Raw genomic sequence first — 16296 nt, 5'->3', positions numbered from 1 at the left:
AGACGGTGTCCGAGCGGCCTGATCACGACCCTGCCTCCGCACCGGGATCCGGCCCGCGGTGGGCGGGCCACCACGAGACACAGCCCGCGTACCCCGACCGGCTCGCCGCCCGCTTCATCCGCCGCGGCGAGGCCACCGGCCAGGCGTCGCCGCCCGGCCGCCGCGCCGGGCGAGGGGCCGTTGCCCTCGGTGCGCTGGCCCTGGTCACCAGCCTCGCGGTCGTCGGCGGCGTGCTGGGCATCGCGGCCATCGTGGTCGGGATGCGGGCCCGGGCCGAGGCCCGCCGGGACGGTGCCGGTGGTGGGGCGGGCACCATAGGGCTCGCGCTCGGCGCGCTCTCGCTGCTCATCGCCTTCACCATCGCCAGCGGCATGTGGGTCTTCTACGAACGGCATGGCGACGACCTGCACCAATATCAGGAATGTCGGCGGGTGGCCCGTTCCGACGCCGAGCTCGAGGACTGCAGCCGCCGCTTCAGTGACGCGGTCCGGACCGACCCGACCTCGAAGGGCTGACCTGCCCGCCGCGACGCCAGCTCCGCGACGCCGGACACCACGACAGCCACCGCCGCGAGCTCCGCTGCCGCTGCCAGACCCACCAGCCACCCCGAGGGCCCGAACCTCGCCGACCCGCTGCCCAGCCGGCCCGCGGACAGCTGCGTGACGACCATCAGCAGCAGCCCGCCCACGCCCGCGGCCACGAGGGTCGTCCGCAGCCGATCACGGTGGGGGGCCCCGACCATCCCGCGCCGCACCGACAGGGCGAGCATCGTCCCCGCGATGAGGGGAACCACCGCCAGCACCAGCCATCCAGGACGCGGCAGCGGACCGGGCGGCAGCGCGGCGAACACCGGCAGATCCGGGAACAGCCCCGACTGCACCTCGGCGGGCCGCACGAAACCGCCACCGACGGCGAAGCCAGGCCCCAGCGTGTAGGCCAGCGCCCACAGGACGAGATTCGGCAGGATCGCGAGCTGGATGGCCGCGAGGCCCACCCCGCCGACGACTCCCGCGCCGAGCCCGCGATCTGTCGCCGCGATCTCGGGCAGCGTGGCGGCCAGTACCAGCGCCACCCCGAACGCCGCCGCGGCAAGCATCGAGGTGAACGCGGTCAACGCGGCCGTGGCGGGCACCCTCACCGAAGCGGGCAGTGCCCGCCAGGCCGAACGCAGCGCCCCGTAGCCGGACAGCACGCCGATCACCGCTCCCGACAGGCTGAACGCCAGCGCTCCGACCACCACGGTGAAGACGTCCGGCCGCGCCGCCGGTGTGGACACGATCAGCGCGATCACCAGTACGAAGACAGTCTGCGTACCCGCCACGAGGGTCACATCACGGATCACGGCTCTCCAGGGCGGCGGTATCTCGGCCCGGGACAACCGCGCCGTCTGCGCCGGCCCCCCTGGCTGTGCCGGGTGCCCTGGTTGTGCCGGCTCCCCTGGCTGCCCCGACTGTTCCGGCCGGGGACCCCGCGGACGCCTGCCACGAGCCGATGCCGGCAGCCGCTCGACGTTGCCGGCCGCCCGCCGGTGACCCGCCGTCGTCGCGGCGAGCAGCGGTAGCACGGCCAAGCCCACCGGGAGAAAGTCGACCGATCCGGCCGAAAGATGGATCGTGGCGCCATGGGCGAGCAGCCAGAGGTCAGCGCCGACCCGGGCGGCATCGTCCGGACCGGCCGCCGAGCTGGTGTCCGTCCCCCACACGACGAGCACGATGAACTGGATGACGACCAGCCCCGCGGCGCTGGTCGCGACGGCGCTCACGACGGGCCGTCCGAGGCGTGCCCAGAGTGCCGTGAGTGGCCCCGGGGCGATCCGTTCGTCGACCACGTGAGCTCCGGCCCGGCCTCCCGGGCTCACCCCGGTGACAGTGCCGGAGTTCTGCACGGGAGTACCCACGCCGGCAGGCTTGCACGGCCGGAGGACCACTTCCGGGACAACACGCCGAGATATCCAAGAACGACCCACGTCGGTAACAGGACACGCAGTAGGTACGCGCCCAACTCGGCAGCTCGGTAGGGTCTTTTTCCGCGCCGGCCCCACCCAGGTGCCCCGAAACAGACTGGGTGCCCCGAAACAGACGCGGTGCACCGAAACGGACGTCGCGCGTGGACAGGCCCGCGCCGGCCCGGACGTCAGCCGCCCGGGCGCAGGGCCGCCCCGAACCCCGATCGCCGCGACGCCCAGGCGCAGGCGGCCAGCTCGATCGAGGTGCCGACGAGCGCGAGGTAGAAACCGGCCCCGGGTACGGCAGGCATCGCCGGCCCGCTACCGGGCCAGGGCAGGAGAACACCCGCTTCCGCGGCCCGCCCGGGGCCGGGCAGGGCTGGATCGGTGAATGACGGGGCCATCAGCCACCCGGCCAGCACCACGAGCACAGCCGTACCCGCCACTGCGACGGACAGGCCGACGGTCAGCCGAGGCGGGCGCAGCCGCCGCACCACCCCGGGCCACACCACCCGAGACCGCGCCGCCCGGAGCGCCACCAGGCGTGCGGACGACGGCCGGGACGACGGGAACCATCGGACGACGAGCGGCAGGACGACCGCGAACATCAGACCGAGGCCGAGCACGAACACCGCTGCGGCCGCCGGTCCGAGTGACCAGCAGGAAGCGGCCGAGCGGTAGGAGCTGTCGACCGGAGTGAACCAGGGCAGGAAGCCGGAGACGAGTATCAGGAGCCCACCGGTCAGAATTCCGGCCCTGGCCGAATCCGGGGTGGGCCGATCCCCCGCTGGCGTCACCACTGGCCTCACCTGGCTGTCAGATCCACGTACCGGTGGGCGCCGCCGGATGCGAGCGGCGCCCCACAGGTCGAACTACTGGCCCGCCGGCGGCTGGCCATAGCCCTGCGGCGGCTGCTGGCCATACCCGCCACCGGTCGGCGGCTGGCCGTATCCGGGCTGCTGGCCGTAACCCTGCGGCGGCTGCTGGCCGTAGCCCTGCGGGGGCTGGCCATAGCCCTGCGGCGGCTGCTGGCCGTACGGCTGGCCGTACGGCGGCTGGCCCTGCCCCGGCCAGTTGGTCGGCGGTGCCGGCGGGTTGCCCGCGACTCCGGTACCCGCCCGCAGGTTCAGCACGTTGAACACCGTCTGGGCGATGGCCGCGATGAGCGCGAGGAAAAGACCGAACGAGGCGCCGCCGCTGATGCCGCTCGGGATGTCCGGGTAGGCAAGCCAGCGGATGAGGATCAACAGAATCGACAGTCCCGAAGCACCCGCCAGGACGAGCGGCAGCGGCAGCGGCAGCGATGGCAGCCGGACGTTCCCGAAGGTCAGCGCCGCGGTGAGACCCGCGACCGCGAGCAGCAGGAGGATGGCCAGCCAGCCCCAGAAATAGCCGCCGAGATCCGTGCTCCACCCGTTGGCGCTATTGGAATACGAGGCCCCGTAGTAGGTGCTCTTGATGGAGAACCAGGGCACGAAACTGAAGATGAACGCTACGGCGCCGGCGCCGATGACCCCGACGTCGTTGGTCGCAACACTACGACCACCGATCTGTACCACGACTGAAATCCCCACTTCGTCTGGTCGGTCGGTCAGGTGGGCCGACCATCATCCCACGGCCCATCCTGACCACAGCAGGAGTCTCGCAGCAAGACCGCGAGACGGAAAGCGTTCGCGTTCGTTCGCGTCCGCGCCCCGCCCCCGGCGACCGGAAACTCCTTCGACCGCCCAGACGCGGGGGTCTCCCTCGTGGTGGAAGAAGACCCCCCGCGAACAGTGCTACAACGACCGCATGATGTCAGCCATCAGCCGCGCGGTTTCGCTCGGGGTCTTGCCGACGCGCACGCCGGCCTTCTCCAGAGCTTCCTTCTTCGCCTGCGCGGTGCCTGAGGAGCCGGAGACGATGGCCCCGGCGTGACCCATGGTCTTGCCCTCCGGCGCGGTGAAACCGGCGACGTAGCCGACCACGGGCTTCGTCACGTGCGCCTCGATGTGTGCCGCGGCGCGCTCCTCGGCGTCGCCACCGATCTCGCCGATCATGACGATCGCGTCGGTGCCGGGGTCTGCCTGGAACGCGTCGAGCGCGTCAATGTGTGTCGTACCGATGACAGGGTCACCACCGATACCGACGCAGGTGCTGAAACCGAACTCGCGCAGCTCGTACATCATCTGGTAAGTCAGCGTGCCGCTCTTACTGACAAGACCGATCCGCCCACCAGGAGTGATGTCGGCGGGGATGATGCCGGCGTTCGAGACGCCGGGGCTGGCGATTCCCGGGCAGTTCGGCCCAATGATCCGGGTCGTGCCCTTTGACTTCGAGTACGCGAAGAACTCGGTGGTGTCGTGAACCGGCACACCCTCGGTGATCACCACGGCCAGCGGGATCGCGGCGTCAACAGCCTCGATCGCGGCGTCCTTGGTGAACTTCGGCGGAACGAAGATCACGGATACGTTCGCGCCGGTCTCGGCCATGGCGTCCGCCACGGAACCGAAGACCGGTACGCCCTCGACCTGCTGCCCCACCTTGCGCGCGTTCACACCGGCGACGACCTTCGCGCCCGATGCGAGCATCCGCCGGGTGTGCTTGCTGCCCTCGCCGCCGGTGATGCCCTGCACCACGATGCGGCTGTTCTCGTCGAGCCAGATAGCCATCGGTTGTGTCCTCCGACCCAGGTCAGGCCGCGGCCGCGGCGAGCTCGGCGGCGAGCTTCGCCGCGCCGTCCATCGTGTCCACCGGCTTGACCACCGAGAGGTTGGCCTCCTTCAGAATCCGGCGGCCCTCCTCGGCGTTGTTGCCGTCGAGGCGCACCACCAGCGGGGTCGTGACGTTCCCGACGATGTCGAGCGCCTGGATGATGCCGTTGGCGACGGCGTCGCAGGCGGTGATCCCACCGAAGATGTTGACGAAGACACTCTTGACGGACGGGTCGCTCAGGATGATCGACAGGCCGTTCGCCATGACCTCGGCCGAGGCGCCACCACCGATGTCGAGGAAGTTCGCCGGCCGCTGGCCACCGAACTCCTCACCGGCGTAGGTCACGACGTCCAGCGTCGACATGACGAGGCCGGCACCGTTGCCGATGATCCCGACCTGGCCCTCGAGCTTGACGTAGTTGAGGCCCTTCTCCTTGGCCTTCTGCTCCAGCGGGTCGACCGCGGACGTGTCGACGAGCTCGGCGTTCTCCGGGTGCCGGAAGTCCGCGTTCTCGTCCAGGGTGACCTTGCCGTCGAGCGCGACGACGTTGCCCTCACCCGTGAGGATCAGCGGGTTCACCTCGACCAGGGTGGCGTCGGACTTGACGAACACCTCCCACAGCTTCGCCAGCAGCGTGCTCGCGCCGTCGAGCGCGGCGTCGGGCAGCTTGGCCGCGACCGCGATCTCGCGGGCCTTCGCGGCGTCGACGCCGGTCAGCGGGTCGATGTGGATCCGGGCCAGGGCGGCCGGGTTGGTCGCCGCCACCTCCTCGATCTCCATGCCACCCTCGCGGGAGGCCATGGCCAGGAAGGTGCGGTTGGCACGGTCGAGGAGGAAGGAGGCGTAGTACTCCTCCGCGATGTTGCTCGCCTGCTCGACGAGGACGGAGTGGACCGTGTGGCCCTTGATGTCCATCCCCAGGATGGCCGACGCCTTCTCGTAGGCGTCGTCCGGGCCGTCGGCGACCTTCACACCGCCGGCCTTGCCGCGACCGCCGGCCTTGACCTGAGCCTTGACGACCACCTTGCCGCCGAGCTCGGTCGCGATCTCACGCGCTTGTTGAGGGGTTGTGGCAACCTTCCCGGTTGGTACCGGTACGCCATGTTCGGCGAAAAGCTTCTTCGCCTGGTATTCGAAGAGATCCACGGTCCGTCCAGTCGGATGCGGTCGGTCAGGGGATGCACAGAACGCCTGCGAGCCTACTGACGAGGCCCCTCCGACGCTCGACCCTCGACCGTGACCCTGAGTTGATCCCGGTCACCTCCGGACCGACGCCGGGCCACGACCGACGCCGTTGCGCTACGCGGTCACCACTGCGGACGACGGCGCTTTCGTGGCGGTGGTCGGCCGCGCAGAACCGCCGTCAGGCAGGCATGATCCTGCGCTATTCGAGCCCGCGGCGGCGGCCGACACCGACAACCCGAAGGGGCGCCACGCAGCAGTGCGCATCGTGGCGGACAGTGACCGCCCTTGGACGTGCGCGAAGCGCTGATGGCCTCACACCCCCGAGCCGGACTCAGGTATGTCCGATCTCACACAACTAAGCCGAGCGCTGATCAGCCTACGGACGAGACGAACGCCACCAGCGCGCTCGTGGCTTCTCAGAAAATCGCCCGGACCAGAGCGCCGACCACCGCGGTGGCGGCGATACCGAGGCAGCCCAGACCAATGCCCACCGTGGCCGCGAGAGATCCCCGCTGACGCCGGCGGCGAAGCTGCCATCGGGCGACGAGGCCCAGCACCACCGCGGCGACACTGCCCACCCCGAAGATCCACAGAATGCCCAGCGCGAGGGAGAGCAACGCGCAGAGGTTCCACTGCTCAAGCAGCCCTGCCAGCATCAGCCGCACTCCGGCAGGACGCGCGGCCGCAGCCCCCGGGGACGCACCAGCGGGCGGGTAGCCGGCCCCGGGCGACGCAGGGGGACGCGATTCCGGGGGAAATGCCCCCGTGCCCCTCGCCGCGGGCCACAACCGGGGATCCGGTGGTGCTCCCGGAGGCATCGGGTCAGCCGGGCGGAAGGTGGGATCGGCCGAGCCCCGGGAGTCGGGCGCACCGGGACGAGCCCCTTCCCAGCGCTCGCGCGTGCCGTCGGCGCCCGAGCCAGCCCAGGCCGGCGGCGCGGCCAGGGGACTGGACACCTGCGGCTTCCGTGGCACCGGTTGCGCGGGCTGTATGGGCGGCACGGGCTGCACCGGCTGAATGGGCTGCCCCGGATGGCCTGGATGGCCTGGCGGGCCTGGCGGGCCTGGCGGGACCGGCCGTGCCGGGCTGCCCGGCACGCTCGGACCTCGCCGGGCCACCCCCGGGCCGGACGTCGCGCGGAAGGCCGACGCCGGCGGCGGCGGACCGAACGGGCCGGGCCCCTGCGGCGACGATCCCGCCGGCGAGCCACCGGTCACCGGGCGTTCCGCCCGACGATGCTCGCCACCCGGCCGCGGTGGCGTCGGCGCCTCCGGGATGCCGAATGCCGGGGACGGGCCGGTCCAGGTCTGCTCCAGGATCGATCCGGCCGCCCGGTCGGCCTCGGCCACGCCGCGGACCTCATGCCCGACGAGTGCGGCGAGCAGGCTCGCTGGAACAGGCCTGTCCCGCGCCTCCTTGGACAGCGCCCGGGCGACCAGCTCGCGGAGGTACCCCGGCAGTCCGTCGATGTCGGGATCGTCGCGCTGGACGCGCTGCGCCAGCAGATCGGGGGCGTCGGCGTGGAAGGGATGGCGCCCCGTCGCCGCGTAGGTCACGCAGCTTGCCCAGGCGAAGACGTCCGCGGGTGTTCCGGCCGACTCACCGCGCATCTGTTCCGGTGCCATCCAGGCCAGGGTGCCGATGACATGGCCGCTCCTGGTCAGGGTGGCGCTGTCGGTGAGCTGGGCGATACCGAAGTCGATGACCTTGGGGCCGTCCCAGGCGAGCAGGATGTTCGAGGGCTTCAGGTCCCGGTGGACGACGCCCGCCGCGTGGATCGCCACCAGTGCGTCAGCGAGGCCTACCGCGAGACCACGGACCAGATGGGGTTCCAGCCGGCCGCGCCGACGGACCGCGTCGGCCAGATTCACGCCTTCGACGTACTCCGTCACCATCCACGGCTGTGACGCGGTCGTGTCCGCGTCGAGCACACTCGCCACGGCGCCGCCGCGGACCCGCAGCGCGGCCCGCACCTCCCGCTCGAAGCGGGAGCGGAACTCCTCGTCCTCTGACAGCTCGGCGGCCGCGACCTTCACGGCGACCGGTTCGGAAGCGGGCGTGAAACCCAGGTAGACAGTCCCCATGCCGCCGGCGCCGATCCGGTTGTGAAGCCGGTACCGACCAACCTGCCGCGGGTCTTCCTCCGTCAGCGGTGTGAGCATGACTCCCCTCTACCTGGCCCTGTATCCGGCCGTTGTCCGGCCCGCGCGATGCGACCGCTCCAGGAGCAGAGCAGACCAGACTATTCCGAACCATATGACGCTCGACGACGCGGTCCGCGACTAGCAGCGACAATCTCGTCCGCCCAGCGGCGAGGATCCAGAAGGCTCGCGGAGAGGCTCACTCCGGACGACCCAGCACGGCCCCGGGGCAGCACGGGTCTGGGCGAGAGCGATCCCACACGTCAGCGCGCCGCCCGCCCCCGCCCCGGTGAAGATCTATGGCTATGGCGCGACGCGAGACGACCACGCCGCCCCGGGACTGGCGGCATGACCTGCTGGCCGAGGTGGTCCGCCAGCCGGGTGGCCCGGCGGCGCCCAACCGCCTGGGCTGGCCGGACTACGACGGCCGCCCGGCATTGTGGTGGGGCACCGGCCCCGTCGAGGGCACACCGGCCGTGGTCGCGGTCTGGGACTTCACCATCCACGGCGGCAGCTTCGGCGAGGCGGACGCGACCGCGTTCACCGCGGCGGTGAACGCGGCCATCGCGGCCCGCCGCCCGCTCGTGTCGCTCGTGCGAAGTGGCGGAACCCGGCTGCAGGAAGGCGTCGCCGGCCTGGTCGGCCTGGCCCGGGTGTCCATCGCGCTCGGCCAGCTGGCCGCGGCGGGTCTCGGGCACATCGCAGTCTCCGACCAGCCCACCACCGGCGGCATGTGGGTGACCGTCGGCTCCCAGGCCGATCTGCGCTGCGCGGTCCTCGGCGCGACGGTTGGCTTCTCCGGGCCCAGAGTCGTGGCCGCCGTGACCGGCGCGCTCCCGCCCAGCGACAGCCACACGGCACTGGCCGCCGCGGCCGCCGGCCTGGTGGACGCCGCCGTGGAGCCGTCGGCCGTGGCCAGCTGGCTCGGCCACGCACTGCGCGCGGTCGCACCACCCGATCGGCCACCCGTCGGCCAGGCTCCCGCCGGCCAGGCACCGCTCGCGGGTGAGGCACCGGGCCCGCGCCGGAGCGGCTGGGAGCAGGTGCTGGCGGCCAGGGAGGGGCCGCGCCGACCCGCCGGCGTGATCCTGGCCGACCTGCTGACGGCCGGCGTCGACCTGGTTGGGCCGGACCGGACGGTGCGGGCCCGGATCGGGCTGCTGCCCACGGGGCTCGCCGCCGTGGGAGTGGCGGTGGCCGCGCAGCGCGGTGGTGCGCCAGGGCCGGACGGCTACCGCCTGCTCTCGAGGGCGGCCCGTCTCGCGGGCAGGCTCAGCCTGCCGTTGCTGACCCTGGTTGACACCCCGGGTGCGGCCTGCGGACCGGCCGCCGAGGCCGCGGGAATCGCGCCCCAGATCGGTGCGGCCATGGCTGCGGTGCTCGCCTGTCCTTCCCCGACCATCTCGATCATCGTCGGTGAGGGCGGCTCCGGCGGGGCACTCGCGGCGGCCTGTGCCGATGTCGTCCTGGTTTCGCCGGATGGGTACCTGACCGCACTGGCGCCCGAAGGTGCGGCCACGACCCTGCGCATCGACCTCGCGGCGGCGGCGGACAGCGCGGGGCTGCGGCCCTACGACCTGCTCGCCCTGGGTTTCGCCGATGCCGTCCTGGAGCGCTGTGACGCTGACCTGCCCGGGCTGGCACTACGGGTCGCGGATCTTCTGCGTGACCTCACTCTTCGTGACGCGGATGTCCGTCTTGCGGCAAGGCATGACAAATGGTCGACAGGCTTGGTTGGCTTTCAGTAACGTCGTTTGCCCAACCTGCCACGAGGACAGGTCCTCACGAAGGGGACGGTCATCGACACCCGACTGTTCACCCGACTCGGGGCCACGCAGTTCGACGGTGTGAAGGGCCTCATGGTCGAGGCGGCCTGTATCGCGACGCACGCAGCCCTCTACCCGGCTGCCGTGGTCGGGCGGCGCCGCGACGAAGGCCCCACCGACCGCTACCGCCTGGCGGACCTGACCCCGCTCCAACGCGGCCTGATCGTCGGCGATCCGGCGACCGCCGGGACGCCCGTCCTGCTCGTCCACGGCCTGGTGGACAACCGGTCGGTGTTCGCGCGCCTTGAGCGTTCCCTGCGCCGCCGCGGATTCACCACCGTGACCTCGGTGGACGTGCCGTTGTTCGCGACCAGCGTCCAGGCCGCAGCCGAAGCGCTCGCGGCCGCGGTCGAGCAGGCCGCCCGGCGGCACGGGCACCCGGACGTGAACATCGTCGCCCATTCGCTCGGCGGCCTGGTGGCGCGGTACTACGTCCAGCGACTCGGCGGGGACGAGTACGTGCGCACCCTGATCACGCTGGCGTCGCCCCACAACGGCACCCGGCTCGCCAGCCGCCTGCCAAGGGCGGTCGCGTACCGGGTGCTGGCCCAGCTGCGGCCGGGGTCCGCCCTGTTGGAGGAGCTCGCCGAACCGGCCCCGGGCCTGCGTACCAGGTTCGTCGCCGTCGCCGGCAGCCTGGACACGGTGGTGCGACCGGACGAGGCCAGGCTCAACCACCCCGACCTGCACACCGAGAACGTCCTGGTGGACGGCGTCGGGCACCACGGTCTTCCGTTCTGCGGCGCGGTGGCGCAGCTGACCACCCGTCTACTCACCCCGGCTCAGCCGCCAGCACCAGCCGTGCTGGCACCAGCCGTGCTGGCACCAGCCGTACCGGCACCGGCACCAGCACCGGCGGCACCCGTAGCGGGAGCGCCGCAGGCAACGGCGGCGACAGGTCTGGCGACTGACCAGCCCGAAAGTGCCACATCTTTACGGCTAGTTGGAACTATCTGCCAGAAAGAGACGGTGTAACCTCCTCATCGGTTTAAGGGCCCTCCCACCCGGCTGGTTCGTCCGACGGGTGCCTTGTGACCAGGGGAGTGCGTGTTGACACGACCGCCGTTCCCGAGATCCGAGCACGGAACGCACCCACGTCGGAACGCCTCAGTCGCCGACGAGTGGGACGAGTCCGTACCCGGAAGATCGGGTTTCGTCTCCGTGCAGCTGCGACGTACGGGCGCCGCCACCGCGGTCGTCTCGACCATCGGCCTCGTGCTCATCAATGCCACCGGCATCGCGCATTCCGAGACCACGGCCCAGCACCAGCCGGGACGGACCGGCAGCACGCTGGCGGCGTCCGCGAGCGGAGCATCAGCGGGCCAGTCCGGCACCGTGCAGGTCGTGTCCACGGCGGGCGCGGATGATCTGAGCGGGCCGATCGACACCGAGGTGTCCGACGACCAACGCCGGATGGCCGAGCTGCTCGAGGCGAAGGACCTGGTCGCCACCCGGGTGGCAGCCGTCGCGCTGGCCCAGCGCGACGCCGCGGCCGCCGCGGAGGCGGAACGGGTGGCAGCGGCACGTTGGGTTCGCCCGATCGAGGCCCGCGTCACCCAGGGATTCGGCGGCTCGAACCACCACATCGGCGTGGATTTCGGCGCTCCCCACGGAACGACCATCCACGCGGCACACCGCGGGACGATCATCTACGCGGGCTGGGAGACCGGCTACGGAAACTTCGTGCAGATCATGCACGAGAACAACGTGGTGACCAGCTACGGCCACATGTCACGCATCGACGTCCGGGTCGGCCAGGAGGTCGACACCGGCGAGCAGATCGGCCTGGAGGGGAACACCGGGAAATCCACCGGCCCGCACCTGCACTTCGAGGTCCGTCTCAACGGGCAGTACGGGACGAAGGTCGACCCCCTCGCCTGGCTCGCGGGCCACGGGGTCACGTACTGAGCCGTGCCCCCGACCCCGCTGCCGCCCGCGCTGGGCGCGGCAGCACGGGGGCCGGGGCCGCGTGGCCGGAGGCCTCGGCTCAGAGCTTCTCCACCGGCGCGTACCGCAGCAGGAGATCCTTCGTCCCGGCGTCGGAGCCGAAGTCGATCTTGGCCTGGCGGGAGTCACCGACTCCGCTCGTCGCCACGACGACCCCGAGGCCGAACGTGTCATGGGTGACCCGGTCGCCGGGATTCAGGTCGATGATCGGGCGCGCGGCCGGCCGGGAGCTTTTCGCCCCGAACGGGGAGTTCACCGGCCTCGCACCGGCGCCACCGAAGCCGCCTGCCCCGCCCGAGCCCGCGCCTGAGCCGGCGAAGCGCCCGCTGTTGGTGGCCGGAGCCGGCTCGGGCAGCCGGCGCCATTCGACGAGCGCATCCGGAACCTCGCCGAGGAACCGGGAGGGCGGGTTGTAGGCCGGCTGCCCCCAGGCGCTGCGGACCTGGGCCCGGGTGAGGTACAGCCGTGCCCTGGCCCGGGTGACACCCACATACGCCAGCCGCCGTTCCTCCTCCAGCTCGGTCGGATCCCCGAGCGTGCGCAGGTGCGGGAAGACACCGTCCTCCAGCCCGGTGAGGAACACGACCGGGAACTCCAGGCCCTTCGCGCTGTGCAGCGTCATCAGCGTGACGACGCCGTCGGAGCCGTCGTCGTCGGGGATCTGGTCCGCGTCCGCGACGAGCGAGACCTGCTCCAGGAACTCGGCCAGACTGCCGTCGGGACGCCGTTCGGTGAACTCCTGGACCACCCCGACGAGCTCCCGCAGGTTCTCGACCCGCCCCTGGGCCTCGATGGTGTCCTCAGCGACGAGCTCGGAGAGATAGCCCGTCCGCTCCAGCACCGCCTCGATCACGGCCAGTGGGCCGCTCGGCAGCAGGTCACGCAGATCGCCCAGCAGCGCCACGAAGTCCCGGACCGACCGGGCCGATCTGGTCGCCACCCCGGGCACCTCGTCCACCCGGGCGAGTGCGTCGGCGAACGGGATGCGCTCGCGCTCCGCGAAGGCCGAGATCATCGCCTCGGCGCGGTCACCGATCCCGCGGCGCGGAACGTTGAGAATCCGCCGCAGGTTCACCGTGTCCGTCGGGTTCGCCAGCACCCGCAGGTAGGCGAGCAGGTCACGGATCTCGCGGCGCTCGTAGAACCGGACGCCGCCGACCACCCGGTACGGCAGCCCGACCCGGATGAAGATCTCCTCGAACACCCGACTCTGGGCGTTCGTCCGGTAGAAGACCGCCACATCCGCCGGCCGGGCGAGCTTGTCGTCGCTGAGCCGGTCGATCTCCTCCGCGACGAAGGCGGCCTCGTCATGCTCGTTGTCGGCGACGAAGCCGACGATCCGCTCCCCGTCACCGGCATCCGACCACAGGCGCTTCGCCTTGCGCTGGGCGTTGCGCGCGATCACCGCGTTCGCCGCGGAGAGGATCGTCTGGGTGGACCGGTAGTTCTGCTCCAGCAGGATGACGGCCGCGTTCGGGTAGTCCTGCTCGAACTCGACGATGTTGCGGATGTTCGCCCCGCGGAAGGCGTAGATCGACTGGTCGGCGTCCCCGACCACACACAGCTCCGCCGGCGGCAGGGCGCCGGAGGCGGGGACCGGACCGCCACCGCCGTACTCCGCTCCCGCCAGCCCGGCAGCGTCCTCGCCGCCCGTGCCGTGCTGGCCCACCGCCGCCGACTCGGCCCCCGCCCCCGTGCTCCCGGCCGGACCAGGGCGGCCGACCAGCTCGCGGACGAGGACGTACTGGGCGTGGTTGGTGTCCTGGTATTCGTCGACGAGCACGTGGCGGAACCGCCGCCGGTAGTGCTCGGCGACGTCGGGGAACGCCTGGAGCAGGTTGACCGTCATCATGATCAGATCGTCGAAGTCCAGCGCGTTCGCCTGTGCGAGCCGCTGCTGGTAGGAGGCGTACACCTCGGCGACGGTTCGCTCGATGTGGCTCGCGGCCCGGTCCCGGGCCGTCTCCCAGTCGACGAGTTCGTTCTTCAGAGCGCTGATCGCCACCGCGAGCGCCTTGGCGGTGTGGCGCTTGGGGTCGAGGTCGAGATCGCGGGTGACCAACGTGAGCAGGCGCTGGGCATCCGCCGCGTCGTAGATGGAGAAGGAGGAGGCGTACCCGAGCCGCGCCGCCTCCGAGCGCAGAATGCGCACGCAGGCCGAGTGGAACGTGCTCACCCACATCGCTCTGGCCCGCCCGCCGACGAGCGCCTCGACGCGCTCCTTCATCTCCCCCGCGGCCTTGTTCGTGAACGTGATCGCGAGGATCTCGCCCGGCCGCACGCCACGCGCCGCGAGCAGGTAGGCGATGCGGTGGGTCAGCACCCGGGTCTTGCCCGAGCCCGCACCGGCGACGACGAGCAACGGCGCGCCCGCGTGCACCACCGCCGCGTGCTGCTGCGGGTTGAGCCCCTCCAGCAGTTCGCCCGGGTCGAGCCGAGGCGGCCTGGGGCGACCCGCCCCGGCCTCGAGCACCGCCGGGCCGAAGTCGCCCGACGCCCGACCGCCGCCGGCGGCCCCGCCGCGCGCCGCACCGCCGGCCGCCGCACCCTCCCGCGAGCCCGCGCCACCAAGGGGTGCCAGACCGTCGACCAGCGATTCAGGGCCAAAGGTGTCGTCGAAAAGAGTGCTCATCAGACCTCGATCGTACGTTCGACGGACGAACCGCCCGACGCGGTGGCCAGCTCAACCACAGCGCCATGATGCCGGGCGGGTCCGACACTTCCATGCGCGGCCCGCGGGTCGGCGTTCGGGTCCGGATGCTTTCACCCGGACGCGGTCGCCCAGTCGCGGTCACCCAGGCGCGTTCGTCCGAGCGCCGGCGGACGCGTCGGCCGCGAGCGCGGCCACCCTGGTGTCCACCGCGGGGTCGAGATTGCCGCCGGAGAGCACCACCGCCGTGACACCGCCCGCGAGCTCGGGCATCCGCAGCAGGGCCGCGACGCCGGCGGCTCCCGCGGGCTCCACCCGGTGGCCCGACCGCCGCAGCGCGACCATCGCCTCCCAGAACGCGTCCTCGTCGACCGTGACGACGTCGTCCACCAGCCGTTCGGCCAGTGCCAGGGTAAGCCGGCCGGGCGCGCCGACCGCCATGCCGTCGGCCACGGTTCCCGTGGCTGCCCCGGCCTGGCCGGCATCGGCGAGGCAGCCCGCGCCGCTACCGGCAGCGCCCGGTGGGACGACCAGACGGCGGGCGGTGTGAAAGGACGACGCGAACGCCGGCGCGGCGGCCGCCTGAACGCCGATCACGCGTACGTCCGGCCGCAGGCCACTGAGCGCCACCGCCAGACCACTCAGCAGACCCCCACCACCGACCCCGACGATCACTGTCGAGAGCTCCGGCACCTGTTCCAGGAGCTCCAGCCCGATCGTTGCCTGGCCCGCGATGACAGCCGCGTCGTCGAACGGGTGGACCAGCAGGCCACCGCTGGCGGCGGCGTAGGCGTCGGCGGCTCGCAGCGCGGCGTCGACGCCCCCCGGTACGTGCTCGACGCGGGCGCCCAGCGCACGGGTACGCGCGACCTTGGCCGGGTTCGCGCCCTCGGGCACGAAGATGGTCGCGGCGACGCCGAAATGAGCCGCCGCGAAGGCGACGCCCTGGGCGTGGTTGCCGGCGCTCGCCGCGACGACTCCCCGCGCGCGTGCCCGCGGCCCCGCGGTCGCGATCCGGTTGAACGCGCCCCGCAGCTTGAAGGAACCGGTGTGCTGCTCGTGCTCGCACTTGAGCCAGACCGGCGCACCGACATGCCCGGTCAGACTCCCGGCCGCCGGCACGACCCGGGTACGACGCGCCACACCGCCCAGCCGCCCGGCGGCCGCGGTGACCTCGGCGAGATCGACCGGCAGGCCGGAAACGCCAGCGCGGACAGGACCGCCGGACAGGCCGAAGCTGCCAGCCAGCCCAGCGGTGCCAGCCAGCCCCGAGCTGCCAGCCAGTCCCAAGCTGCCAGCAAGGCCGGCGGGACGCAGCCCGGCCGCGTCACAACCGCGGGCGCGGGGAGCGGTGCGCCCACCGGACGGGCGGCGGGCGGGCAGCGTGCCTCGGGCGCGTTCGGGCGCCGGCACGGCTGACTGCGGACTGATCCGGGCGAGGGCCCCCGTTGCCCCGCCCTGACGTTCTCCGGCGCCGTCGGCGTCGGTCGGGTCGTCCGCGCGGGACGACCCGGCGCCATCAGCCGGCGGCCTTCTTACTGATGGTGATGTCATCGACACTCTCCTGGTGGCTCGGCGGCCACCTCACCCCTGCGGCCGCGGCAAACAAAAAAGCCCCCCGCCGATGGGCGGAAGGGCTTGGCGCGCGACCCTCTCGGGCGGTCGCGCGCCTACGTAATCACCATGAGGAACAGCGGCACACCTCTAGAGTGCGCCGCGGCGCGGACGTAGTCAAACCGGCCGGCCGGCAGGGGACGCTTCGTCCGGGCGACCGAGCCGCCCGCGACCAGCCCGACACCGGGCGGTTCCACTCCGACGCGATCGCCGTTGTGAACCGAAGGCAGCACCTCATACTCCACTAAATATCCGTAATGTCCGGTTCGCTATGTTCCCCACGGTGAATCACCG

The 16296-nt window shown here is 72.1% G+C and carries 12 protein-coding genes; 4 read left to right on the top strand and 8 right to left on the bottom strand.

Annotated elements, in window-relative coordinates:
- Positions 1-5: 5 nt before the first annotated feature.
- Positions 6-515: a hypothetical protein gene (locus tag AWX74_RS04425; RefSeq protein ID WP_091271749.1), complete on the top strand. Its 510-nt coding sequence runs from the start codon at positions 6-8 to the stop codon at positions 513-515.
- On the opposite strand, the gene AWX74_RS04420 is transcribed toward AWX74_RS04425, so the two are convergent.
- The 6 genes from AWX74_RS04420 to AWX74_RS04395 form a co-directional block, all read right to left on the bottom strand.
- Positions 416-1828, bottom strand: coding sequence for a cell division protein PerM (locus AWX74_RS04420; protein ID WP_091271746.1), 1413 nt, complete (start codon positions 1826-1828; stop codon positions 416-418). The genes AWX74_RS04425 and AWX74_RS04420 overlap by 100 nt on opposite strands.
- A 305-nt stretch (positions 1829-2133) precedes the next feature.
- On the bottom strand, positions 2134-2745 hold the full coding sequence (locus tag AWX74_RS04415; RefSeq protein ID WP_091271744.1) for a hypothetical protein: 612 nt from the start codon (positions 2743-2745) through the stop codon (positions 2134-2136).
- Positions 2746-2817: 72 nt separating this feature from the next.
- A complete protein-coding gene (locus AWX74_RS04410) occupies positions 2818-3504 on the bottom strand; it encodes a hypothetical protein (RefSeq protein ID WP_091271742.1) in 687 nt (228 codons plus the stop codon).
- Between the two features lie 219 nt (positions 3505-3723).
- Complete coding sequence (sucD, locus tag AWX74_RS04405; protein WP_006543493.1) at positions 3724-4596, bottom strand: succinate--CoA ligase subunit alpha; 873 nt, start codon at positions 4594-4596, stop codon at positions 3724-3726.
- A gap of 22 nt (positions 4597-4618) precedes the next feature.
- The gene (sucC, locus tag AWX74_RS04400; RefSeq protein WP_091271740.1) at positions 4619-5785 is read right to left on the bottom strand and encodes an ADP-forming succinate--CoA ligase subunit beta; all 1167 of its coding nucleotides are present in this window, start codon (positions 5783-5785) and stop codon (positions 4619-4621) included.
- 455 nt (positions 5786-6240) lie between these two features.
- On the bottom strand, positions 6241-7986 hold the full coding sequence (locus AWX74_RS04395) for a serine/threonine-protein kinase (RefSeq protein WP_091271738.1): 1746 nt from the start codon (positions 7984-7986) through the stop codon (positions 6241-6243).
- Between the two features lie 284 nt (positions 7987-8270).
- Between AWX74_RS04395 and AWX74_RS04390 the strand changes: the two genes are divergently transcribed.
- The 3 genes from AWX74_RS04390 (at position 8271) to AWX74_RS04380 (ending at position 11699) form a co-directional block, all read left to right on the top strand.
- The gene (locus tag AWX74_RS04390) at positions 8271-9713 is read left to right on the top strand and encodes a carboxyl transferase domain-containing protein (RefSeq protein ID WP_091271737.1); all 1443 of its coding nucleotides are present in this window, start codon (positions 8271-8273) and stop codon (positions 9711-9713) included.
- Between the two features lie 6 nt (positions 9714-9719).
- Positions 9720-10766, top strand: coding sequence for a lipase family alpha/beta hydrolase (locus tag AWX74_RS04385; RefSeq protein ID WP_091271734.1), 1047 nt, complete (start codon positions 9720-9722; stop codon positions 10764-10766).
- 186 nt (positions 10767-10952) lie between these two features.
- Complete coding sequence (locus AWX74_RS04380) at positions 10953-11699, top strand: M23 family metallopeptidase (RefSeq protein WP_242666063.1); 747 nt, start codon at positions 10953-10955, stop codon at positions 11697-11699.
- A 79-nt stretch (positions 11700-11778) separates the two neighbouring features.
- On the opposite strand, the gene pcrA is transcribed toward AWX74_RS04380, so the two are convergent.
- The gene (gene pcrA / locus AWX74_RS04375) at positions 11779-14370 is read right to left on the bottom strand and encodes a DNA helicase PcrA (RefSeq protein ID WP_091271729.1); all 2592 of its coding nucleotides are present in this window, start codon (positions 14368-14370) and stop codon (positions 11779-11781) included.
- 159 nt (positions 14371-14529) lie between these two features.
- The gene (locus AWX74_RS04370; protein ID WP_091271726.1) at positions 14530-15942 is read right to left on the bottom strand and encodes a threonine ammonia-lyase; all 1413 of its coding nucleotides are present in this window, start codon (positions 15940-15942) and stop codon (positions 14530-14532) included.
- Positions 15943-16296 lie beyond the last annotated feature (354 nt).

Origin of the sequence: Parafrankia irregularis, assembly GCF_001536285.1 — a bacterium.
Taxonomy (GTDB): domain Bacteria; phylum Actinomycetota; class Actinomycetes; order Frankiales; family Frankiaceae; genus Parafrankia; species Parafrankia irregularis.
Note: the sequence above shows the minus strand (reverse complement) of the source record. Positions and strands in the feature narration are given on the sequence as shown.